We start from the raw sequence: 22,501 nt of genomic DNA on the forward strand, positions 1-22,501 counted from the left end.
GCACGCCCGAGCCCGCGCGCGCCGCCTCGTCGAGCATACGGTCGGTGTCGGCCGGGGTGCGGCCGCTGGCCCGCGCGACCCGGACGCCCAGTGCGGGGGTCAGCCGATCGACGGTGCGGGTGCGGCGCGGCTCCGGCCCGACGGCGTCCGGCGTCGGCGCCAGCGGGGCCAGAACCCCGTCCAGATCTAGGAAAAGCGCCGCTCCGCTCAGACGGATCGGCGGCGCAGGCAGTGCGGGGCGCGCAAACCCCTGTGCAAAAGACATGCGTTTCAAGGTTCTTTCTGTGCGTGGAACATATGGCAACGCATGACGACCATAATGGTTGTCGCTATTCATCGTTCATTCACCCGCTGCGACGCCATTGTGCCGAACTCTCGAATGAGGCATTTGCCACTGCGCTACGAAGAGCCGCAGAAGCGGCCCCGGCGCCTGGAGCCGTCATGACTGCTTTTTCCGTTCCTTCCTCTCCTGAACAACTCGCGGCCATGTCTGATCGAGCGCGCGAAGTCGTGCGTCTGAACATAGAAGCTCTCGAAGCGCTGGAACGTTCGCTGGATTCCTCGATCGCGCGGGCGGCGGACATCATCCTGTCGCGGCCCGGCTATGTCGTGGTGACGGGCATGGGCAAGTCGGGCCACATCGGCGGCAAGATCGCCGCGACCTTGGCCTCGACCGGAACCAACTCCTTCTTCGTCCACCCGGCCGAGATGAGTCACGGCGACCTGGGGATGCTGCGCCCCGACACCACCCTGCTGGCGTTGTCCAACTCGGGCGAAAGCCGCGAACTGCGCGACCCGCTGATCTTCTGTGCGCGCAACGACATTCCGGTGATCGGCGTCACCCAGCGGCCGCAGAGCTTCCTGGGCCGCCATTCCGCCGTCTGCCTGACCATGCCCAAGGTGGCCGAGGCCTGCCCCAACGGCCTGGCGCCGACGACCTCGACGCTGATGTCCCTGGCCATGGGCGACGCCCTGGCCATGGTGCTGATGGACCGACGCGGCTTCACCCGGGAAGACTTCGGCCTGCACCACCCCGGCGGCGCCCTGGGCATGAGCCTGCAGACCGTGCGCGAATGGATGGGCGACAACGCCGCCGCTCCGGCCAGCGTGCCGCTGGACGCCGGCTTCGGCGCCGTCGTCTCGGCGATCACTGAAGGTCGCAAGGGCGCGGTCGCCGTCCTGGCCGCCGACGGCGCCCTGGCAGGCATCATCACCGACGGCGACGTGCGCCGCGCCTTCGCTCACGACATCTCAGTCCTGCGCGCCGAGGACATCATGAGCCGCAGCCCGATCACCGTCGAACCGGACGCCCGCATGAGCGACGTGGTCGACCTGTTGAGCGCCAACAAGATCAGCAATCTGTTCGTCGTCGACGACCGCCGCCCCGTCGCCATCATCCATATCGCCGAACTGATGCAGGCGGGCTATGTGTCCTGATGCCTGAGGACATTCTGTTCGACGCCAGCCGGCTGCTCAGCCGCACCGAACGCAGCGCCCCGACCGGCGTGGATCGCGTCTGCCTGGCCTACGCCGAATGGCTGATCGAACACCCTGTCTATCGGATGGTGCCGGTCCGGGCGCGCCACGATCAGCTGGCGCGCGTCGATAATGAGTGGTTCCGCGACCGGCTCGCCGAACTGCGGGCGCGCTGGAGCGGGCCTGGCGCCGTCCACGACCTCAGCCCCGACGCCCAGCGCCTGTTCGCCGCCCTGCGCTCGCGTGACAACGGCGCCTCCGTCATCGGCCACGTCCCCGACGAGGAAGCGCCGCCCAAACGCATCAAGCACCGGGCCTGGAAGCAGTATTTCCGCACCCGCAGCGTCAAGGCGCCGCCGGCCGCGCGCGCCTATCTGAATGTCGGCCACACCAGCCTGAACACGCCAGACATCCTGACCTCCCTGAACGCAGGGGGCATTGAGCGCGTGCTCATGGTGCACGACCTGATCCCCATCACCCATCCCGAATTCTGTCGCCCCGGCGACCGCGCCAAGCATGAGCGCCGGGTGGTCAATGTGCTGCGCCACGCCTCGCGCATCATCGTCAACTCGCAGCACACCGCCGATGAGCTGCACGCCTTCGCCGGTCGTTCGGGCCTGGCGACGCCGCCGGTGGACGTCGCCCACCTGGGCCTGGAGCGGACCTTGAACGGCAGCGTCGTGGTCGGCGCCGCCCACCCCTATTTCATCCACGTCGGCACGATCGAAGCGCGCAAGAACCTCGCCTTCCTGCTGACCGTCTGGCGTCGTCTTCAGGAAAGGATGGGCGCCGAGGCGCCCCGCCTGGTCCTGGTCGGCCGCTACGGGTGGGAGAACGAAGCGGTGCTGGACCTGCTGCAGCGCTCGCCCAACCTGCAGGGCCTGGTCCACCAGGCCGAGAACCTTCCGGATTGCGCCCTGTCCGCCCTGATGCGCGGCGCGCGCGCCGTGGTCGCCCCCTCCTCCGTCGAGGGCTTCGACCTGCCCGCGGTCGAAGCCAGCTCCATGGGCGTCCCCCTGATCGCCTCGGACATCGCCGCGCACCGCGAACTGGTGCCGCACGCCCGGCTGATCGACCCGCTGGACGGTCTGGGCTGGCTGGCCGCGCTCGAAGACTGGACGCGCACGCCGCCGATCGCCCCGCCCTATTCCGCCCCCACCTGGGACCGACATTTCCAGGTGATTGAACAGCAGGTGCTGCCGCCCTCTGGCGGTGTCGACGCCGTGCGGGTAAGCATCTGATCAAACTGCACAGAGTCACCATGACCAGAACCGCCGCCAGCCTGATCATCGTCGCCCTGCTCGCGGGCTGCTCCACCCTGCCGCGCGACGGACCGTCTGGCCGCAATGTGGTGGAGGGCGCCGCCTCGCCTGAGCGGGCGGGCGACTACGCCCTGATCAATCTGGACTTCGAACTGAGCGAGCGCATGAAAGCCGCGCCGCCGCCGTCGTTCAGCAGCCTGGCCCTGGCCTCCAGCGACGCCCCATCCGACGTGATCGGCGTGGGCGACACCCTGGCTGTCAGCATCTTCGAGCCGGGCGGCGGCCTCTTCGGCAACATCAGCGCCAGCGCCACCACGGCCGCGGGCAACCAAACCCTTCCTCCGCTCGTGGTGAACCGCAACGGCGCGGTGCCCGTGCCCTTCGCCGGCGACGTGCGGGTCGAGGGACTGACCCCGGCCCAGGCCTCGGCCGCCGTGCGCCGCGCCCTGATCGGCAAGGTCGCCAATCCCCAGGTGATCGTCACCGTCGCGGGCAACGCCTCCAACGCCGTGACCGTGCTGGGCGAGGTGCGGACCCCCGGCCGCCAGCCCCTGTCGGCCAATCACGACCGCATCCTGGACGTCATCGCCGCCGCCGGCGGTTCGGCGCGTTCGATCTACGACGTCAACGTCCAGATCCAACGCCAAGGGCGCACCTATACGGCCCCCATGTCGGTTGTCACGACCGAGTTCAACGAGAACGTCCGCCTGCAGCGCGGCGATCAGGTGAACCTGGTCTACAAGCCGCGTCGCTTCAGCTCCTTCGGCGCCTTCAACGCCGTGGCGCGCAGCGAACTGCCGCCCGGCCCGCTGACCCTGGCCGAGGCCCTCAGCGGCGTCGGCGGCCTCGATTCCAACCTGGCCGACGCCAAGTCGGTGCTGATCTTCCGCTTCGAGCGGCCGGAAACGGCCCAAGCCCTGGGCATCCAGCAGCCGGCGACGTCACGCGGCGTGCCGGTGGTCTATCGCCTGAACCTGAACGAAGGCGAAGGCTTCTTCATCGCCAGCAACTTCCAGATCGAGCCGGACGACATCATCTACGCCCCCCGTGCGGGCGCAGCTGAAATGCGCAAATTCTTCGAGTTCGTGCAGAGCATCACCCGCGTGGTCTACGACGTCTCGGTCACCAGCACCCTGAACCTCGACTAGGTCATGTTCCGACCCCGCGCCTCGCCTCTCCCTTCGCTTCGTGACGATATGCAGCGGATGGAGCAGGCGGCGGGCGGCGAAGACCTCGAAGGCCTGCTCCAGGCGATCGAGAAGAGCGCATTGCGGCTTTACGCACAGCATGGCTTGCCGACCGTTGCAGGCCACTATCGTTCGCGCGGCCCTGACGAGGCATGGGTCGCGCTGGGCGCGCAGCTCAGCGCCGCCGAACGTTGGACCATGATCCATGAGAGCGCCGACGGCGAATGGCGCTACGCCACCCTGGAGGCTATCGGAGCGCGCTCCGAAAACGCGGAGGTGCGTCAGGCCTCGGCGATCCTGTGCGCCTGCTCCGGGTTGCGGCAACGCATGAGCAGCCACCCTTCCATCGCCCAGGATCTGGCGGATTCCATCCGCCTGGGCGCCGCCTGGCGGGCGTTTGAAACGGCGGCGACGCCTCTTGAGGCCTCCTTCCCCTCCGATGCTTTCAACCGCGTCGAGACAGTCGAAGCCGGCTTGACTCACACCGGCGCAGCAGGCGCTACTGCCTCATCAGCCGAGACTTCCAAGAGCTTGCATTCACGGCTTTTCTCAACCCGGAGCGATTGATGCCCGACCTGAACTGGAACGCTACACTGTGGGGCGCCAACTATGATTGGCCTGGCGCCGGGGATGAATGGAGCGCTCCTTGGGGCGGCAGCGAGCCGCAATGGTTCGGGAGCCTCTATCCCCGACTGCACCGACTGCTGCCGGCTGCGAACATTCTGGAAATCGCCCCCGGCCATGGTCGCTGGACGCGCTTCCTGCTTCCGCAGTGTGAGAACTATCTCGGCATCGATCTGAACCAGTCCTGCGTCGACGCCTGCCGAGCCAGGTTCGAGCAAACGCCGCATGCGCGCTTCGAAAGCAACGACGGCATGACACTGGCTGCGGCGGAAGACGGCGCCTATGACTTCATTTTCTCGTTCGATTCCCTGGTTCATGCCGAAATCGACGTCTTCCACTCCTACATCCCGGAGATTCTCAAGAAGTTGAAGCCGGGCGGAGCGGCCTTCATTCACCACTCCAACTACGCCGCCGGCCAGCTCCCCGAGGGGCATCATGATCACAGTCGCGGGGCCTCCGTCTCTGGCGCCGCCGTCGCGGACATCATCGCCGCCAGCGGCGGCGCCGTGATCGTTCAGGAAGTCATCACCTGGATCGACGCCCACCTGCTGGACTGCCTGACTCTATTCGGTCGACAAGACGGCGGACGCCAAGAGCCGCCCGCCGTGCTGTCCAATCCGCACTTCGGCGAGGAAGCCAACCTGATCGCCCGCTTCCAGGCGCCCTATTCGTCAATCTGAGCGCGTTAATCCGGTCGCCACGGCCAGCAGCTCGAGCGAGCGCACGCGGGCGGCCGGATCCCAAATCTGGCTGGTGATCATCAGTTCGTCCGCCCCGGTCTGGGCGATGAAGGCGTCGAGGGCGGCCTTGGTCGTCGCGGGCGCGCCCACCGCCGAACAGGCCAGGGCGGCGTCGATCATGCCGCGCGCCGCGCCGTCCAGCCGTTCGTAATAACCCTCGACCGGCGGCGGCAGCTTGCCGGGGCGGCCGGTTCTCAGATTGACGAAGGCCTGCTGGACCGAGGTGAACAGCCGGCGCGCCGCCTCATCCGTGTCAGCCACAAAGGCGTTGTAGCCCAGCATGACATAGGGCTTTTCCAGATGCGGCGACGCACGGAAGGTCTGGCGATAGATGTCGAGGGCCCGCATCATCTCGCCCGGCGCAAAATGGCTGGCGAAGGCGTAGGGCAGCCCCAGATGCGCCGCCAGCTGGGCGCCGTAGGTCGAGGAGCCGAGGATCCAGACCGGCACGGCCTGCCCCTCGCCCGGATTGGCGATGATGCGCTGATCCGGCGTCGCGGGCGCGAACCACTGCATCAACTCCATCACGTCCTGAGGGAAGGCGTCGTGGTCGCCCTGAAGCGTGCGGCGCAGGGCCCGCGCCGTCGCCTGGTCCGATCCAGGCGCGCGGCCGAGGCCCAGGTCGATCCGGCCGGGGTGGAGCGCGTTCAGGGTGCCGAACTGCTCGGCGATGACCAGCGGGGCGTGGTTGGGCAGCATGACCCCGCCGGCGCCGACACGGATGGTCTTCGTCGCCGCCGCCACCGCGCCGATGACGACGGAGGTCGCGGCGCTGGCGATGCCCGGCATGTTGTGGTGCTCGGCCAGCCAGAAACGATTATAGCCCAGCCGTTCGGCGTGGCGGGCCAGATCGATGGTGTTGGCGAGCGCCTGGCCCACGTCGGAGCCTTCCGGCACGGGGGCGAGGTCGAGAATGGACAGAGGGATCATCCGACCGATATGGGGCCGCTTTTCAGCGACGCCATACCGGCCGTGACGATCAATCGTCTATGGGCGGGCGCTTACTGACCGGCCGGGCAGTCGCCGATGCGCTCGGCGGTCATGGTGACCTTGGTCTGGGCCATCTGCGGCGTCGGCGCCGGGTCCATCTTGGTCGTGACCTCGGTGACGTAGCGGCTGTTGAAATCGCCGGTCACGCGGATGGTGGAATCCGCCTTCATATTGCCCGGCAGGGTGCAGGACGAGGCGGCGACCATGGCGTCGCCCTGACGCGCGAACGGCTGGGTCGTACAGTCGGCGCCCGGCTGCTGGGCGCTGGCCGGAGCCTCCAGCTTGGCTTCCTTGATGCAGATTTCCTGCGGCGGCACGGCGGCGCCGCCCGGCATGCCTTCCATGGCCGTGGACACGCGCCACAGGCCCGGCTTGGGCGCGTCGAGCGTCGCCGGCGCGGCGGCCGTCGAGGCGGTCTCAGCCCCGTCAGCGGCCGGGGTTTCGGCCTTGTTGTTGTTTCCGCAGGCCGACAGACCCAGCAGGCAGGCGACGGCGACGCCGCCGATAATCGCTGAACGCATGGAGCGCTCCCCTCTCGTTAAGAACCGAGGGGACAACGCCGTTCTGGCTTAACGGTTCACGCGGATGTGAGATTCAGTCGAGGACGACGCCCGTGGTGCGCATGATCTCGGCGCGCAGCTCGGGCAGGCCGAAGCCTTTTTCTGACGAGGTGACGGCGACGTGCGGATAGGCGGCCGGGCGCTTGGAGATGGCCTTCAGCGTCGCCGCCTGGACCTTCTCCGCCTCGCCCTTCTTCAGCTTGTCGGCCTTGGTCAGAACGATCTGGTAGGAGACGGCCGACAGATCGAGGGCGTTCAGCGCCTCGTCATCCACCTTCTTCAGACCATGGCGGGCGTCGATCAGCAGATAGACGCGCTTCAGCGTCACCCGGCCGCGCAGATAGTCGCGGCCCAGATCCTGGAACTTCTTGACCGTGGTCTTGGACGCCTTGGCCCAGCCGTAACCGGGCAGGTCGACCAGGCGCATCCGGCCGTCCAGGTCGAAGAAGTTGACCTCGCGCGTGCGGCCCGGCTCGTTCGAGGCGCGCGCCAGCTTGTGCATGCCGACCAGGCCGTTGATCAGGCTGGACTTGCCCACGTTGGAGCGGCCGGCGAAGGCGATCTCGGGCAGGTCCGGGGTCGGCAGCTGCTCGATCTTGGCGCAGCCCAGGACGAAGCTGGCCTGGCGCGCGAACAGGACGCGCGCCGCCTCGATCTCGGCGTCGGAATATTCTCCGACCTTGGGCTCGTCAGAAGCGTCCAATCGATCAGGCCTTCTTGAAGCGGGCGAGGAAGGTGTCGATCGGGTTCTCGGCCTTGAAGCGGTGCATGATCACATACTGCTGGATGATCGACAGCACGTTGTTCCACGCCCAGTAGATCAGCAGGCCGGCCGCGAACGGGGCCATGATGAAGGTGAAGACGATCGGCATCAGCTGGAAGATCTGACGCTGCATCGGATCCTGCGCCGGCGGGTTCATCGCCATCTGCAGCCACATGGTGAAGCCATAGACCAGCGGCAGCACGCCCAGGTGCAGCGGGCCGTTCAGAATGCCGCCCAGAAGCGGCAGGGTCGCCGGATCCCACGGAATGGCGCCGAACAGGTTCCACACCGTCGAAGGGTCGCGCGCCGACAGGTCGCGGATCCAGCCGAAGAAGGGCGCGTGACGCATTTCGATGGTCACGAACAGCACCTTGTACAGGGCGTAGAAGACCGGGATCTGCACCACCATCGGCAGACAGCCCGCCAGCGGATTGATCTTCTCCCGCTGATACAGGGCCATCATCTCCTGCTGCTGCTTCTGCGGTTCGGAGCCGTGCTTCTTCTTGATCTCCTCCATCTTGGGCTGGAGGTTCCGCATCTTCGACAGGCTCTCGTAGGACTTGTTGGCCAGCGGGAAGAGGATCAGCTTGACCACCACCGTCAGGGCCAGGATGGCCAGGCCGAAGTTGCCCAGGACGCCGTAGAAGAACTCCACCACGGTGAAGATCGGGCGCGTCAGGAACCAGAACATGCCCCAGTCGATGGCGTAGACGAAGCGCGGCAGGTTCAGCGACTGCTCATAGGCCTTCAGCACCTCGGCGCGCTTGGCGCCGGCGAACAGACGCTGGGTCTCCTCGATCTGGCGGCCCGGCTGGATGGTGTGGGTGGCGCCCAGCATGGCGGCTTCGTGGATGTTCATTCCCTGGGCGTCGCGCACCGAGAAGCGGCCTTCGACGGTCTCGTTCTGGGTGGGGATCAGGGCCGCCAGCCAGTATTTATCGGTGATGCCCAGCCAGCCGCCGGTCGATTGGTTCTCGATGCGCGGCTTCTTGGCCCAGTCCTTGTACTTGACCTGTTCGGTCGAATAGCTGTCGCCGTCGCCGAAGGTGCCGATGGCGCCTTCGTGCAGGATCATCTGCTTGCCCAGGTCGACCGGAACGCCCTGGCGCTCGACGCGGCCGTAGGGGGCGATGGCGATGGCCTGGGTTCCCAGGTTGGCGACCGTGTCCTTGACCGTGAACATATATTGATCGTCGATCGAGACGACGCGGGTGAAGCGCAGGCCCGAGCCGTTGTCCCAGGTCAGTTCGACCGGGGTGGTCGGCGTCAGGGTCGAACCCTTGGTCAGGCGCCAGACGGTGTTGGGGCCAGGCACGCCGCCGGCGACGTTCGGGCCGCTCCAGCCGAACTGGGCGAAATAGGCGTGCTCCATGCCCTGCGGGCGGAACAGCTCGACCGGCGGCGAATTCTTGTCCAGCGTTTCCTTGTAGTTCGTCAGGTACAGGTCGTCGATGCGCGCGCCCTGCAGCGACAGCGAACCCTTCAGGGTCGGGGTCTGGATCGGCACCCGCGCGACCGTGCCCAGAGCCTGGGCGCGATCCTTGATGAAGACGCCCGGCGCGGCGCCCGACGGCGTCAGGCCGGCGTCGGCCGAGGCCTCGCGCGCCTTCTGCTGCTCGGCGGCGACGATCTGCGCCTGACGGCGGCTCTCGGCCTGCGGGCGCATCACCATGAAGTAGTAGACGCCCATGATCAGGGCCGCGCACACGAAGAAGATGATGGTGTTGCGCGAGTTCTCGTTCTGCATCGGGATCAGCGGTCCTGGTCGGCGGGGCGCGGGTCGGGGGCGGCGCGGTTCGATATCTGGGCGGGCGAAACGGCCCGGTCTCCCATATCGGGAGCCGCGCGCGGGGTTGCGAGCCTTGTAAGGGCCGATTTCACATCGTCAAGCAAGCGGTCCCAGTCGCGGTCCGCCGTGCCCATGCGGGCGATGAACACATAGTCGCATCCAGCCCGCCCGTGCAGGGGCGTCAGCAGCAGGGCGGCCTCGCGCAGACGCCGCTTGGCGCGGTTGCGCACGACGGCGCCGCCGATCTTGCGGGTGGCGGTGAATCCCAGGCGCACCGAGGGGTCGCCGTCGCCGCGATCCAACTGCTGGACCACCACGGCGCCGCGGGCCTGAGAAACGCCTTTGGCGGCCGCCAGAAACTGGGGCCGCCTCAATAGGCGATCGATTTTCATCAGATCGGTCATGCGCCCCGCCCTGAAGGGTAATGGGCGCGTGACGTCAGGCCGTCAGGCGCTTACGGCCTTTGGCGCGGCGACGCGCAACAATCTTTTGACCGTTCTTGGTGGCCATCCGCGAACGGAAGCCGTGACGGCGCTTGCGCACGAGTCGCGACGGCTGATAGGTCCGCTTCACGGTCGGCTCCGGGTTACTGGGGTTGGCGACAGACACAAGCGTCAGCCGCGAGAGAGGCGGGCGTATAAGCGGCGGCAGGACGAGAGTCAACGCCGAAGCGGCTTTTCCACATCGCCGACAGGGGCGCACGGCGTCTGGAAATACGCTAAGGATGTCAGGAAGAAGAGGACGGAGCGCGGCTTGGACCGGGTCAAAAGATTTCTGCCCCTGGCCCTGCTGCTGGCCGCCGTCGCCCTGATCTTCGGCATGGGCTGGAATCGCTACCTGTCGCTGGACACCCTGCGTGACCACGGCGCGGCGCTGGAAGGGCTGACCGCTCAGCACTATCTGCTGATGCTGGGCGCCCTGATGCTGATCTTCGCCCTGCTGACGGCCAGCGTGGTGCCGGGCGTGGTCTTCATCACCGTGACGGCGGGCTATCTGTTCGGGCCGTGGGTCGGCGGCGTCGCCACCGCCTTCGCCGCTACCGTCGGCGCCCTGGCCGTCTACTATGTGGGTCGCACCGCCCTGGGCGATTCCCTGCGCCGCCGCGCCGCCGCCGATACGGGTCTGCTGAACAAGGTCTGCGCCGGGGTGGACAAGAACACCTTCTGGTATGTGTTGGTCGCGCGCCTGGTCGTCACCGTGCCCTTCCACATGATTAATGTAGCGGCGGGCGTGATGGCGGCGCCGCTGCGGCCCTATGTCGTCGCCACCTTTATCGGCCTGTTGCCCGCGCACACCATCTATTGCTGGATCGGCGACAGCCTGCACGACGTTCTGGTCACGGACCCGAATCCTGACATTCGGAGCCTGTTCGCGGAATTCTTCTGGCCTCTGATGGGGGTAGCCTTCCTGTCCATGCTGCTGCCCCTGCTGCTCAAGCTGGCCCAGAAGCTGCGCGCCCGCCCCCGCATGGAGGCGTCATGACGGAACGCGAGGCCCTTCCGACCGACGTGCAGACGCCCCTGCCCCCCGCGACGGCCGCCAGGCCGCCTGCGACGCGCCCCGCCCCGTGGAACGTCCTGCGCCAGCGGCTGCAGCCCCGCGCGCCCGACGGCCTGTCCAGCCGCCTGCTGCTGCTGACCGTCGCCTTCACCCTGGCGGTCGCCGCCCTGATCATCGTGCCCAGCGCCGCCTCCTTCCAGGAGCGGTGGCTGATGGACCGGCTGCAGGCGGCTGAGCTGGCCTCGGTTGGGGTCGAGGCCCTGCCCTATTCCGCCGTCGAGGATTCCACCGCCGAACAGTTGCTGAGCATCGGCGGGGTGCAGTCGGTCGTCATCGGCGAACAGGGGGTGCGGCGCCTGCTGCTGCAAGCCCCCAACCTGCCGCGCGCGCCCGAACTGATCGACCTGCGCCAGCGCAACGTCGGGGCGCGGCTGCTGGACCCGTGGAAGACCCTGTTCGGCCACCCCGACCGTTCGCTGCGGGTGCAGGCGGCGCCGCGCTATCGCTCGGGCGATCTGGTCGAGATCCTGGCCCCGGCCCAGCCGCTGAAGAAGGAGCTGGAGGGCTTCCTCGTCAACAGCCTGATGATGTCGCTGCTGATCGCGGCGGTGGCCGGCGGCCTGCTCTACGCCTCCCTGTCGATGCTGGTGCTGCAGCCCCTGCGCCGCGTCACCCGCTCGATCGAACGCTTCGCCGCCAATCCGGAAAGCCCCGCCGAAACGCCCTCGGACCGTCAGGACGAGATCGGCCGGGTCGAACGCGAACTGGCCCGGATGCAGGAGGAGGTGCGCCAGTCCCTGCGCTCGCGCGCCCGCCTGGCGGCGCTGGGCGAGGCGGTGGCCAAGATCAATCACGACCTGCGCAACATGCTGACCTCGGCCCAGATGGCGTCCGAACGGCTGTCGACCTCGTCCGATCCCCTGGTGGCGACCGCCCTGCCCCGGCTGGAGCGGGCGCTGGACCGGGCCTCGACCCTGGCGCGCAATGTTCTGGCCTATGGCAAGACCGAGGAGCCCGCGCCCCAGCTTCAAAAGATGCTGCTGGCCCGCGCCGTGGCCGCCGCCGCCGAGGACGCGGGGCTGGAGCCGGACGGCGTGCGGCTGGTGCGCGACCTGCCCGCCCGCTTCACCGTCAACGCCGACCCGGACCAGCTTCATCGCATCCTGGTCAATCTGATGCGCAACGCCCGCCAGGCCATCGAGGCGGCGCCGGAAAGCCACGCCGCAGGCAAGGGCAAGGGCTCGATCACGGTCAGCGCCGAGGCCCGCGACGGCATGGCCGCCATCGGCGTGCGCGACGACGGCCCCGGCATCCCGCCGCGTCTGGCCGATCGTCTGTTCGAGCCCTTCGTCAGCGGCGGCGGAGCCGACGGCACGGGCCTGGGCCTGACCATTTCGCGCGAGCTGGCCGCCAACCACGGCGGCGTCTTGACGCTGCTGGACACCGGGCCGCAGGGCACGCGCTTCGAGCTTCTGCTGCCGCTGTAGGACGCCACGGCAGCCTTACGCCGCGCGAGACGTTGTTTCCTTTGGAAGCCGAAAGCGCCAAGCTTGCGGTCTTTCGTATCCTCCCCTGCAAGGAGAGCCCCATGACCCGCCCCCTGTCCTCGCAAACCCGCCCCATCCGTCCTCTGGCGGCGCTGATGCTGACCACGACCCTGGCCGTCTCGCTGACGGTCGGTTCCGCCTACGCCCAGAGCCAGACCCGCCCGCAACCGGCGCCGAAAGATCCCGTGGCCGAAATGCTGCTGTCCAAGGGCGAGCGCTATCATCGCGCGCCGGATTCGGCTCAAGACCCCGACGAGCTGCGCCAGACCCAGGCCCTGAACGCCGAGATCGTGGCCCAGAACGACCTGGCCGAAAACGAAGACCGCGCCAATCAATCCGCCCAGGCCGAAGCCCAGCGCCGCTGGCAGGCCGAGGTGGATCAGACCGAGGCCCAGGCGCGCGCCGACCGCGAACGTCACGAGGCGGACCTGCGCGCCGCCGACGAGGCCCAGGCCCGCTATGAACGCGACATGGCCGACTGGCGCGCCACCGCCGCCGCCTGCCAGCGTGGCGACACGGCGCGCTGCAACGCAGGCCGCAAGACGCCGAACTGAGGCTTCAGACAAGTAAAGGGCGCCGCCGACCTGCGTCGGGGCGCCCTTTTTCTCGCTTGCCGCTGGACCGGATCAGGCCTCGGCGGATTCCGTGCGGCGCTTCATCATGTTGTCGAAGCTATCCCAGACGCCGTCGGCGCCGTGCCAGGCGCCTTGCGTGGCGGCCTTGGAGTATTCAGTGGCGCGCGCCTCGAAGAAGTTCGCGTGCTCGACGCCCGACAGCAGGGCTTGCAGCCACGGCAGCGGATTCTCGGTCACGCCATAGACTTCCGGCAGGTGCAGCTGGCGCAGGCGCCAGTCGGCGATGAAGCGGATGTAGGCCTTGATGTCGTCCGGCGTCATGCCGTTCACCGGGCCCATTTCGAAAGCCAGATCGATGAACTTGTCCTCCATCTCGATCACCGTCTTGCAGCAATCGACGATGTCGTCGGCCACGGCCTTGGTGACAGCGCCCGTCTCCTTGTTGAAGGCGTGGTACAGCTTGATGATGCCTTCGCAGTGCAGGCTCTCGTCACGCACCGACCAGGACACGATCTGGCCCATACCCTTCATCTTGGATTGGCGCGGGAAGTTCATCAGCATGGCGAAGCTGGCGAACAGCTGCAGCCCTTCGGAGAAGCCCCCGAACATGGCCAGGGTCCGGCAGATGTCGGCGTCGGTGTCGACCCCGAACTGACCCATGAAGTCATGCTTGTCGCGCATGGCCTCGTATTCCATGAAGGCGCCGAACTCGCTCTCAGGCATGCCGATGGTTTCGAGCAGCAGGGCGTAGGCCGCGATATGGATGGTCTCCATATTGGCGAAGGAGGCCAGCATCATCTTCACTTCGGTCGGTTTGAACACCCGGCCGTAGCGCTCCATGTAGTTGTCCTGGACCTCGATGTCGGCCTGGGTGAAGAAGCGGAAGATCTGCGTCAGCAGATTGCGCTCGCTGTCGGTCAGGTTGGCGGCCCAGTCCTTGACGTCCTCGCCCATCGGGACTTCCTCGGGCATCCAGTGGACCTGCTGCTGCTTCTTCCACATGTCGAAGGCCCACGGGTAGCGGAAGGGCTTGTAGGCGGCCGAAGGGGTCAGCAGGCCGGGCGTGCCGGGACGAATGATCGTGGCGGGAGCGTTCATCGAAGAAGACCTGAGGCGAATCCGGAGAAGGTGCGTTCACCATGCGTCCCCCGACGCGCGGGGACAAGGGAAGATGCGCATATCTAGCGATCACTTTTCACCCAACCGCTAGATATGGTGTTTCCATGACAGGAAACTGGGGAGGAAGATGGGGATGGTTTTCACGCTTTACGGCGCCGCCGGTTCGGGCTCGACCCCGGTCGAGGCGACGCTGCGGCTGATCGGACTGGACTATCAGGTCATCGAGGCTCCGACCTGGGAGGGCGAGGCCGAGCGGGACAAGGTGGCGCAGGTCAATCCGATGCGCCAGGTGCCGGCCCTGGTCACGCCGGGCGGCGAGGTGATCACCGAAAGCGCCGCCATCCTGATCTGGCTGGCCGATTCCCACCCACGGGCGCGGCTCTCGCCCGCCCTGGACGATCCGCGCCGGGCGCAGTTCCTGCGCTGGATGAGCTTCATCCCCGCCTCCATCTATTCGATGTTCTGGGTGCGCGACGAACCGTCCCGTCTCGGCGGCGACAATCCCCACGCCCAGGCCGAGATCCAGCGACGCACCGTCGAGCGCATAGCCGACTGCTGGCGGATGATGGACGCCCAGATCACGCCCGGGCGCTTCCTGCTGGGCGAGGAGATGACGGTGCTGGACCTCTACGTCGCCGTCGCCAGTCGCTGGACGCCGCAGCGTAGCCGCTTCTACGCCGAGGCGCCGAGCATGGCCGAGGTCGTGCGGCGCGTCGACACCCTGCCCGCGCTTCAGCCGTTCTGGGCCGAGCGGTTTCCCTTCGACGACGGCTGGGAGGGCTAGGCCGCCAGACGCGCGTGCGCCGCGCGGAACGCCTGGTCCACGGCGGCGTAGAGCCGTTCATGGGTGATCGGCTTGGCCAGATGACCGTCCATGCCCGCGCCGAGACAGCGCACGGCGTCCTCAGGCATGGCGTCGGCCGTCACCGCCAGCACCGCCGCCAGCGATGAAGCCGAGTCGCCGCTGCGGATCATCTGCGTCGCCTCCAGTCCGTTCAGGCGCGGCATCCGCACGTCCATCAGGATCAGGTCGAACGCCTCAGCCGATGCCTGTTCGACGGCCTGTAGCCCATCCGCCGCATCGACCACCCGGCATCCGGCCGCCTCCATCATGATCCGCAACATCAGACGGTTGGTCGGATGGTCGTCCACCACGAGAACGCGCGTGACCTGCCCGTCGGAGGACGCAGGCGCCGCCGCCTCCGTCGCACCGTCGCTCTCGCCCGCCCCCACGCCCAGTCGCACGGTCAGGATGAAGACCGAGCCCTGCTCCGACGTTTCGCCCAGAACCACGTCTCCACCCATGGCGCGGGCGTGGCGACGCGCGGCGGGCAGGCCCAGCCCCGCCCCCCCGTGCCGCCGGTTCAGGGAATCGTCGCCTAGTTGAAATAGGTCGAACAGCGCCGGCTCTAGGTCCGGTGCGATTCCCGGCCCCGTGTCCCGCACCGTCAGGGTCAGGCTTTCGGCGTCCAGTCGGGCCTCCAACTCGATCCGGCCTCTCTCGGTGAACTTGACCGCATTGGTCAGAAGATGCCTCAGAGCCGAAGCCAACCGACGCGGATCCCCCATGCGCAGGGCCGTGTCCGGCGCGTCCAGATTCAACTCGAACGCCACCCCCTTGGCGCGGGCGGCGACCGCCGCCGGGGCGCAAAGGTCGCGAATCAGGCCTGTCGCATCGAAGGGTTCGACCCGCACCGCATCATCCCCGGCCGAGGCGTCCAGAATATCCTCGACCAGTCGCCGCATCTCCTCCCCCGCCTGGCGAACCGCCTCGACGTAGGCCTGTGCTTCCTCCGGCAGGTCGTGGCGCTGAGACAACAGGTCGGCGTAGCCGCTGACGCCGTTCAGCGGGGTGCGCATCTCATGGCTCATAACGGCCAGGAACCGCGCCTTGGCGGCGGCGGCGGCCTCGGCCCGACGCCGCTGCTTCAAGGCCAGGGCGGTGCGCCGCGCCAGCCGCGCGACGCCAGCCCGACGTTCCGCCATCAGGGCGCTGAGCGGCAGGGAGGTCAGGACCAGCACCATCAGGAAGACATGGTACAGCGGCATCTGCCGCAACCGCTGGGGCAGGTGGGCCAGGGCCGCGACCTCAGCCACCGGCGCGGCGGCGACGGGACCGTACCCCTCCAGCGTCAGAATGCAGCTGATCCCGACAGACACCAGGATCGTCGCGGCCATCCACGGCGGCGACAGGCGATAGGCCGCCAGCATCAGCGGCGGAAAGATGAGAAACAGCAGCGAACTCGGCTGACTGAAGACCCAGAAGACCATCGCCGCCGTCAACCCGGCCATGCCCAGCGCGAGCCAGGGGGCGGTCGCCTCGTCGCGGAACCTTCGGGCCCGCGCCAGGAACAACAGATTGGGCGTGACGATCAGCAAGCCCAGCGTCTCCATCATGAACAGGTGCGTCCAGATGAAAGCCGTCAGTTCCGGCGCATAATCGCGCAGCCACGCCGCCAGCAGACAGGAGAGGGTAGTGGTCAGGAACACCGCCGGCGCGACGGCGCCCAGGGCGAAACACAGGAAGCGTCGCGGGCGCCGCAAATCTAGCGCCGCGCCGCACAGTCGGCGCGCCAGCACGCCCGCGACCAAGACCTGACCCAGATTCAGCAGGGGGTTCAGCCACACGAAGGGCTGGGAATCTCCTCTCAACACCGTGCTGACCAGGTTCAATCCGAGGCAGACCAGCAGGGTCGCCGCCGCCTTGCGTCGAGGAAGCAGCAGATAGGCCGCCAGAAGCACGCCGTTGGCGGGCCAGACGATCACGGCGCTGTAGGTCGCCGCGCTCCATTGGCCGATCAGCAGGCACAGGACGAACAAGACGACATAGGCCGCCGCTGGAGGGCCGGCCTCACGGCCGGCCGCATGACGAAACATCCGCCAGCGTGCCTGCATTGCTGTCTTCACCCTCCCCGGTTCGTCGCCAGCTTCTCCCGGAAGAAGTTAAGGAAATCTCCCCCGAAGCGCGTCAGAGCAGGCCCATCGCCTTCGCGTCGCGCTCCAACCCCTCGCGGAACTCGGGCGCCGCCAGACCGATCAGGGCGCGGGCGCGGGCGTCGTCGGTCAGCCCCTTCAGATTGACCGCCCCATGCTCGGTGACGACGTAGTGGATGTCGTTGCGCGGAGTCGTCGCCGGGCCGTCCAGCCGCGCCACGATGCGTGAGGCCGCCCCCTTCGCCGCGGTCGAGTGGCAGGCGATGATCGACTTGCCGCCCTCGGACGCCGCCGCGCCGCGCACGAAATCCAGTTGGCCGCCCGACGCCGTATACTGCCGCCCGTTCAGGTGCTCCGAGCAGCAGGCGCCGAACAGGTCAACCTGCAAGGTGGCGTTGACCGAGATCATCCTGGCGTTGCGGGCGATGACGGCGGGGTCGTTCACATAGTCAACGGGTCGAGCCTCGAAGGCCGGGTTCTCGTGCAGGAACTCATAGGTCGAGCGGTCGCCCATGGAGAAGGTGAAGACCGTCTTGCCGGGGTGAAGGGTCTTGCGTGCATTGGTGGCGACGCCCGCCTTCATCAGTTCGACCAGGCCCGGCGTCAGCATCTCGGTGTGGATGCCCAGGTCGCGATGGTCATGCAGGGCCGCGCACACCGCGTCCGGCAAGGCGCCGATGCCCATCTGCAGGGTCGCGCCGTCCTCGACCATCTCGGCGATCAGGGCGCCGATGGCCAGATCCTGCGGCTGTTGCGGCGCCTTGCCCGCCTCCAGCAGGGGCGCCGAATGCTCGACCAGGGCAGCGACTTGAGAGACATGGACGCGGCAGTCGCCGAACACGCGCGGCATGTGCGGATTGACCTCGAGGATCACCCGCTGCGCCGTCTGCGACACGGCCAGGGCGTAGTCGGTGTTGGTCCCCAGGCTGAAATACCCCTCGGCGTCCATCGGCGAGACCGTCGCCAGCAGGGTGTCGACGCCGATCTCGCGCGTCAGCACGCGCGGCGTCTGCTGAAAGCCGGTCGGCACGAACCAGACGGCGCGGCGACCCTCTTCGATCCCGCGCGCCTCCAGCTTCCGCTCGATGGCGCCGTGGAACAAGCTGTGCGGACGGATGCGGTCGGTCAGTTCGTAGCGCATCACCGTCTCGCCCGCGATGGCGGTCGACAGCAGATAGTAGAGGTTGACGTCCCCCACCTGCCGCGCCTCGGCCCGATCGGCCAGGGCCTGCAACAGGGCGGGCGGCTGGCCGACGCCCAGGGCCATGGCGACCTTGGCGCCTGACGGGATCAGGGCGGCCGCCGCCTGCGGCGTCGTCAGGCGTTCGGCGTAGAGGGCGGCGAAATCGGTCACGGGGAAACTCCTGAAGCGTCGTCCTGAAGGGGCGTCCGTCGCTGCGCGGCGACGGCTTCTGGGACCACTATCCGACAGCCGCGCCCGGTCGCGGCGCTAGACCTTGGTCTAACCTAGGGCGCGTCCTGTAAGGGCGCGTCGTGCAGGCGCTGGCGGCGTTCGGCAGCGTAGGCGACCAGCCACAGGGCCATCGACCAGGCGGCGCCCACGCTCCAGCCCGCGAACACGTCCGACGCCCAGTGCGCGCCCAGATAGATTCGCGTCAGCCCGATCAGCAGGGCGATCACCACCACACAGCCCAGGACATAGGCCTTCAACCGCTTGCGCGGAAAGGCGCGCGTCAGCATGACGCCCAGCGTCAGATAGAAGACGGTCGACAACAGGGCGTGGCCTGAGGGGAAGCTGGCGTTCAGCGTCTCTACCGCCTGATAGATCTCGGGCGGCCGCTCGCGCTCGAACAGGGCCTTCAGGCCTTCGCTCAGGGCCACTCCGCCCGCCAGACCGACGACCAGCATCAGCGCCGACAGCCGCTTGCCCATGATCAGCAGGAAGCCCATGGCGATGACGGCGAACAGGGTCAGCACTGATATGCCGCCGAGCGAGGTCAGGTCCGCCGCCGCCTCGTGCAGCCACCACGGCCCCCAGGGCCGCCCCGGATCATCGGCGAAGGGCCGGACCGCCGCCAGCACCGCATGGTCGAAGGCCTGGCCGTCCGCCTCGCGCATGTCGTCGGCCACCTCGATGAAGGTCAGCACCCCCAGGGCGACCACCAGCATGGCCGCCACGGCGGCGATCTCCGTGCGGGCGACGCGCAGGGCGCGGGTCAGGAAGGCGGTGGGATGCGGGGCCATGGGGCGCTAACGGCCAAGCTAGAGTCTCGTTCCCGCCGATTTTCCGCGCCCGCCGGGGCGTCATCGCCGCCATTTCTACATCACAACGGGATCGCAACGCCCGCCCCGCACCGACCCGCCGCCATGCAAGCGAAAAATCACACTTCGGAGACGATAAATTGGTTGGCGCCCCCGCCGCCTTAACACTAGATTTAGATAGTCGAGGTGTTATCCACACAACATCTGGCGTTATCCACATAGGCACTGGGGACTGACGATGGCAGGCGGCGAAGCGTTGCAGACGACGGAATTCTCTACGGTTTCCTCGGCTCCGCCCGAGACCAAGCCGGAGCTGACGGTGGTCAACGGCCTGACGCTGGACCGCACGCGCGACGCCCTGCTGACCGAGTTCGGCAAGAAGACGCTGGAAGACCGCTACCTGCTGGCGGGCGAAAGCTATCAGGACATGTTCGCCCGCGTCGCCACGGCCTACGCCGACGACGCCGACCACGCCCAGCGCGTCTATGACTATATGTCGAAGCTGTGGTTCATGCCGGCGACGCCGGTGCTGTCGAACGGCGGCGCGGATCGCGGCCTGCCGATCTCCTGCTTCCTGAACTCAGTCAACGACAGCCTGGACGGCATCCAGAACGTCTGGAACGAGAACGTCTCCCTGGCCTCGAACGGCGGCGGCATCGGCACCTATTGGGGCGGCGTCCGCTCCATCGGCGAGAAGGTCAAGGGCGCGGGCCAGACCTCGGGCATCATCCCCTTCATCCGCGTGATGGATTCGCTGACCCTGGCGATTTCGCAGGGCTCGCTGCGTCGCGGCTCGGCCGCCGTCTATCTGGACATCCACCACCCGGAAATCGAGGAGTTCCTCGAAATCCGCAAGCCGTCGGGCGACTTCAACCGCCGCTCGCTGAACCTGCACCACGGCATCAACATCACCGACGCCTTCATGGAGGCGGTCCGCGACGGCAAGCCGTTCGACCTGATCTCGCCCAAGAACGGCGAGGTCCGCAAAACCGTCGACGCCCGCAACCTGTGGACCAAGATCCTGGAAATCCGGATGCAGACGGGCGAGCCCTATCTGATCTTCTCGGACACGGTGAACCGGCAGATGCCGCAGCACCAGAAGGATCTGGGCCTGTCGGTCAAGCAGTCCAACCTATGCTCGGAAATCATGCTGCACACGGGTCTGGACCATAAGGGCGTCGAGCGCACCGCCGTCTGCTGCCTGTCGTCGGTCAACGCCGAGACCTTCCTGGAGTGGCGCGAAGAGCCCCGCTTCATCGAGGACATCATGCGCTTCCTCGACAATGTGCTCGAGGACTTCATCACCCGCGCCCCGTCGTCGATGGCCGCCGCCGTCTATTCGGCCCAGCGCGAGCGTTCGGTGGGCCTGGGCCTGATGGGCTTCCACTCCTTCCTGCAGTCGCAGGGCGTGGCCTTTGAATCGGCCATGGCCAAGAGCTGGAACATGCGCCTGTTCAAGCACCTGCGTCGCGAGGCCGACAAGGCCAGCCGCACCCTGGCCGAGGAAAAGGGCCCCTGCCCCGACGCCGCCGATCGCGGCGTGATGGAGCGGTTCAGCCACAAGCTGGCCATCGCCCCGACCGCCTCGATCTCGATCATCTGCGGGGGCACGTCGGCGGGCATCGAGCCGATCCCGGCCAACATCTACACCCACAAGACCCTGTCGGGCTCCTTCGCGGTCAAGAACCCCTATCTGCAGGATCTGCTGAGCGAGAAGGGCATCGACACCGAGGCCGTCTGGTCTTCGATCCTCGAGAACGAAGGCTCGGTCCAGCACCTGGACGCCCTGAGCGACGACGAGAAGGCCATCTACAAGACCGCCTTCGAACTGGATCAGCGCTGGGTCATCGAACTGGCCGCCGACCGCACCGGCGACATCTGCCAGGCGCAGTCGCTGAACCTGTTCATCCCCGGCGACGTCAACAAGTGGGATCTGCACATGCTGCACTGGTCGGCGTGGGAGCGGGGCCTGAAGTCCCTCTACTATCTGCGTTCCAAGTCGGTGCAGCGCGCCGCCTTCGCCGGCGCCGAGGACAAGAAGGAAGAAGAGATCGATCCGAACCAGCCGGACCTCTTCTCCGCCGCCCCCACCGACTATGACGAGTGCCTGGCCTGCCAGTAAGGCGGCGCCCGACCTCCATCGCCATCGCCTTTGAACCGCCCGGGGAACCCTCTCCGGGCGGTTTCGTTCGTCATAAACGAATGTGGCGTAAAAGAGTCCGTTGCGGTTCCCCGGCGTTCGTGCACAGTGGGAGCGTTAACGGATCGGGAGGCACCGTTGATGCGTCGGATGGCATGGGCAGGATGGATGATCGCGGCGGTCGCGCCGACGGCCGCCTTCGCCATGCCGCAGACCGTGGCGGAAGGCCCCATCGCCGCGCGTGGCGGCGACGCCGTCCGGTTCGAGGACGCCGCCGCCCGGCTGGACAGCCGCCTGCCTTTCACGGCCGAACCTGACGCCGCATTCGGCGCCCCGGTGCAGTTTAACGATGTCGCCCGACTGAGCGCCGATCAGGGCGAACTGCGGCAGGAGGCCTGGTTCGCCGGCGACGGCTTCACCGACCGGCTGCGGATCACCACGACAGGCGAGCTGCGCCGCGCCGACGGCTCGCCCATGCCGCCGCGCGCCCTCGACCCCGTCGCCTTCTCGGGCGAGAGCTATGACGTCACCTATACGCGCGGCTGGACCGCCGCCAAGGGCCGCACGGCCTCAGGGCTGGAGGTGTCGCTGACGCCCCACGCCGGCTTCGGCGTCGGCAGCGACGGCCCCTCGGCCGAGGCGGGCGCCACCCTGCGCATCGGCGAGAATCTGGACCGCCTGGCCCCCAACGGCGATGAAGCCTTCGGCGAGCGGCCGCGCTGGTATCTGTACGCGGCGGGCTCCAAGCGGGCGGTCGGCTACAACTTCGCCCGCACGCGCGACGGCGACTTCGCCCGCTCGGGCGTCAGCCAGGACGCCGGAACCTATCTGGGCGACGCCTCCATCGGCGTGGCCTATCGCCGGGGCGCGGTGCAGAGCTCCTTCGGCGTCGTCTATCGCGAGATCGAGGCCAAGGGCCTGCGCGGCTATCAGGGCATCACCACCGATGTGTCGGAAGGCCTGGTGGCCTTCCAACTGACGATCCGCCCGCCGCGCTAGGCGGCCCCGCGCCCCTTACTGCGTCCGCGCCACGCCCTCGCGGCGACTGTCGGCCGCCCCGTCCCAGCGCCCG

General features: G+C 67.7%; 21 protein-coding genes and 1 pseudogene. 11 read left to right on the plus strand and 11 right to left on the minus strand.

What is annotated here, in order from left to right:
* Positions 1 to 265 (minus strand): annotated as a pseudogene (locus B2Y21_RS14335) (trehalose-phosphatase); the annotation flags it as partial.
* A 221-nt stretch (positions 266 to 486) separates the two neighbouring features.
* Here B2Y21_RS14335 and B2Y21_RS14340 point away from each other — a divergent pair.
* From B2Y21_RS14340 to B2Y21_RS14360, 5 genes are read left to right on the plus strand one after another with little or no spacing between them, the layout of a single operon-like run.
* Positions 487 to 1,437, plus strand: coding sequence for a KpsF/GutQ family sugar-phosphate isomerase (locus B2Y21_RS14340; RefSeq protein WP_292060496.1), 951 nt, complete (start codon positions 487 to 489; stop codon positions 1,435 to 1,437).
* A complete protein-coding gene (locus tag B2Y21_RS14345) occupies positions 1,437 to 2,717 on the plus strand; it encodes a glycosyltransferase family 4 protein (RefSeq protein WP_292060497.1) in 1,281 nt (426 codons plus the stop codon). The genes B2Y21_RS14340 and B2Y21_RS14345 overlap by 1 nt, the downstream gene beginning before the upstream one ends.
* Positions 2,718 to 2,737: 20 nt before the next feature.
* Positions 2,738 to 3,886 carry a polysaccharide biosynthesis/export family protein gene (locus B2Y21_RS14350; RefSeq protein ID WP_292060498.1) on the plus strand — a complete coding sequence of 383 codons (1,149 nt, stop codon included), beginning with the start codon at positions 2,738 to 2,740 and terminating at the stop codon, positions 3,884 to 3,886.
* Between the two features lie 57 nt (positions 3,887 to 3,943).
* Complete coding sequence (locus B2Y21_RS14355; protein ID WP_292060499.1) at positions 3,944 to 4,492, plus strand: hypothetical protein; 549 nt, start codon at positions 3,944 to 3,946, stop codon at positions 4,490 to 4,492.
* On the plus strand, positions 4,492 to 5,229 hold the full coding sequence (locus B2Y21_RS14360; protein ID WP_292060500.1) for a class I SAM-dependent methyltransferase: 738 nt from the start codon (positions 4,492 to 4,494) through the stop codon (positions 5,227 to 5,229). Before B2Y21_RS14355 ends, B2Y21_RS14360 begins: the two co-directional genes overlap by 1 nt.
* Here B2Y21_RS14360 and B2Y21_RS14365 read toward each other — a convergent pair.
* The 6 genes from B2Y21_RS14365 to rpmH all read right to left on the minus strand — a co-directional run bounded on the left by B2Y21_RS14365 (position 5,221) and on the right by rpmH (position 9,964).
* Positions 5,221 to 6,219 carry an LLM class flavin-dependent oxidoreductase gene (locus tag B2Y21_RS14365; RefSeq protein WP_292060501.1) on the minus strand — a complete coding sequence of 333 codons (999 nt, stop codon included), beginning with the start codon at positions 6,217 to 6,219 and terminating at the stop codon, positions 5,221 to 5,223. The two genes, B2Y21_RS14360 and B2Y21_RS14365, sit on opposite strands and share 9 nt — an antisense overlap.
* A 71-nt stretch (positions 6,220 to 6,290) precedes the next feature.
* Positions 6,291 to 6,800: a DUF3617 domain-containing protein gene (locus tag B2Y21_RS14370; RefSeq protein WP_292060502.1), complete on the minus strand. Its 510-nt coding sequence runs from the start codon at positions 6,798 to 6,800 to the stop codon at positions 6,291 to 6,293.
* A gap of 73 nt (positions 6,801 to 6,873) precedes the next feature.
* Entirely contained in the window at positions 6,874 to 7,542 is a 669-nt protein-coding gene (yihA, locus tag B2Y21_RS14375) for a ribosome biogenesis GTP-binding protein YihA/YsxC (protein WP_292060503.1), read from the minus strand.
* Positions 7,543 to 7,546: 4 nt separating this feature from the next.
* Positions 7,547 to 9,349, minus strand: coding sequence for a membrane protein insertase YidC (gene yidC / locus B2Y21_RS14380; RefSeq protein WP_292060504.1), 1,803 nt, complete (start codon positions 9,347 to 9,349; stop codon positions 7,547 to 7,549).
* Between the two features lie 5 nt (positions 9,350 to 9,354).
* Positions 9,355 to 9,795, minus strand: coding sequence for a ribonuclease P protein component (gene rnpA / locus B2Y21_RS14385; RefSeq protein ID WP_292060505.1), 441 nt, complete (start codon positions 9,793 to 9,795; stop codon positions 9,355 to 9,357).
* Between the two features lie 34 nt (positions 9,796 to 9,829).
* Positions 9,830 to 9,964, minus strand: a complete 135-nt coding sequence (gene rpmH / locus B2Y21_RS14390; RefSeq protein WP_003164000.1) for a 50S ribosomal protein L34 — start codon at positions 9,962 to 9,964, stop codon at positions 9,830 to 9,832.
* 180 nt (positions 9,965 to 10,144) lie between these two features.
* Here rpmH and B2Y21_RS14395 point away from each other — a divergent pair, with 180 nt between their 5' ends.
* From B2Y21_RS14395 to B2Y21_RS14405, 3 genes are all read left to right on the plus strand, one after another.
* Positions 10,145 to 10,873 carry a TVP38/TMEM64 family protein gene (locus tag B2Y21_RS14395; protein WP_292060506.1) on the plus strand — a complete coding sequence of 243 codons (729 nt, stop codon included), beginning with the start codon at positions 10,145 to 10,147 and terminating at the stop codon, positions 10,871 to 10,873.
* Positions 10,870 to 12,378 carry a sensor histidine kinase gene (locus B2Y21_RS14400; protein ID WP_292060507.1) on the plus strand — a complete coding sequence of 503 codons (1,509 nt, stop codon included), beginning with the start codon at positions 10,870 to 10,872 and terminating at the stop codon, positions 12,376 to 12,378. Before B2Y21_RS14395 ends, B2Y21_RS14400 begins: the two co-directional genes overlap by 4 nt.
* Positions 12,379 to 12,479: 101 nt before the next feature.
* Entirely contained in the window at positions 12,480 to 12,992 is a 513-nt protein-coding gene (locus B2Y21_RS14405; RefSeq protein WP_292060509.1) for a cell wall hydrolase, read from the plus strand.
* A 72-nt stretch (positions 12,993 to 13,064) separates the two neighbouring features.
* Here B2Y21_RS14405 and B2Y21_RS14410 read toward each other — a convergent pair whose 3' ends face one another.
* Positions 13,065 to 14,111: a ribonucleotide-diphosphate reductase subunit beta gene (locus B2Y21_RS14410; RefSeq protein ID WP_087140422.1), complete on the minus strand. Its 1,047-nt coding sequence runs from the start codon at positions 14,109 to 14,111 to the stop codon at positions 13,065 to 13,067.
* Between the two features lie 148 nt (positions 14,112 to 14,259).
* Between B2Y21_RS14410 and B2Y21_RS14415 the strand changes: the two genes are divergently transcribed.
* On the plus strand, positions 14,260 to 14,916 hold the full coding sequence (locus tag B2Y21_RS14415; protein ID WP_292060511.1) for a glutathione S-transferase family protein: 657 nt from the start codon (positions 14,260 to 14,262) through the stop codon (positions 14,914 to 14,916).
* Here B2Y21_RS14415 and B2Y21_RS14420 read toward each other — a convergent pair.
* The 3 genes from B2Y21_RS14420 to B2Y21_RS14430 all read right to left on the minus strand — a co-directional run bounded on the left by B2Y21_RS14420 (position 14,913) and on the right by B2Y21_RS14430 (position 19,271).
* Positions 14,913 to 17,009 carry a hybrid sensor histidine kinase/response regulator gene (locus B2Y21_RS14420; protein WP_292060513.1) on the minus strand — a complete coding sequence of 699 codons (2,097 nt, stop codon included), beginning with the start codon at positions 17,007 to 17,009 and terminating at the stop codon, positions 14,913 to 14,915. The genes B2Y21_RS14415 and B2Y21_RS14420 overlap by 4 nt on opposite strands.
* 91 nt (positions 17,010 to 17,100) lie before the next feature.
* The gene (locus B2Y21_RS14425; RefSeq protein WP_292060514.1) at positions 17,101 to 18,420 is read right to left on the minus strand and encodes an acetyl-CoA hydrolase/transferase family protein; all 1,320 of its coding nucleotides are present in this window, start codon (positions 18,418 to 18,420) and stop codon (positions 17,101 to 17,103) included.
* Between the two features lie 113 nt (positions 18,421 to 18,533).
* Positions 18,534 to 19,271 (minus strand): phosphatase PAP2 family protein, encoded by a 738-nt coding sequence (locus B2Y21_RS14430; RefSeq protein WP_292060515.1) that lies wholly within the window; start codon positions 19,269 to 19,271, stop codon positions 18,534 to 18,536.
* Between the two features lie 256 nt (positions 19,272 to 19,527).
* Between B2Y21_RS14430 and B2Y21_RS14435 the strand changes: the two genes are divergently transcribed.
* Both B2Y21_RS14435 and B2Y21_RS14440 read left to right on the plus strand, forming a co-directional pair.
* Positions 19,528 to 21,411, plus strand: coding sequence for a ribonucleoside-diphosphate reductase subunit alpha (locus B2Y21_RS14435; RefSeq protein ID WP_409410764.1), 1,884 nt, complete (start codon positions 19,528 to 19,530; stop codon positions 21,409 to 21,411).
* 186 nt (positions 21,412 to 21,597) lie between these two features.
* The gene (locus tag B2Y21_RS14440) at positions 21,598 to 22,428 is read left to right on the plus strand and encodes a lipid A-modifier LpxR family protein (RefSeq protein WP_292060516.1); all 831 of its coding nucleotides are present in this window, start codon (positions 21,598 to 21,600) and stop codon (positions 22,426 to 22,428) included.
* Positions 22,429 to 22,501 lie beyond the last annotated feature (73 nt).

It is taken from the genome of Brevundimonas sp. UBA5936, assembly GCA_002430835.1.
In the GTDB taxonomy this organism is placed as follows: Bacteria; Pseudomonadota; Alphaproteobacteria; order Caulobacterales; family Caulobacteraceae; genus Brevundimonas.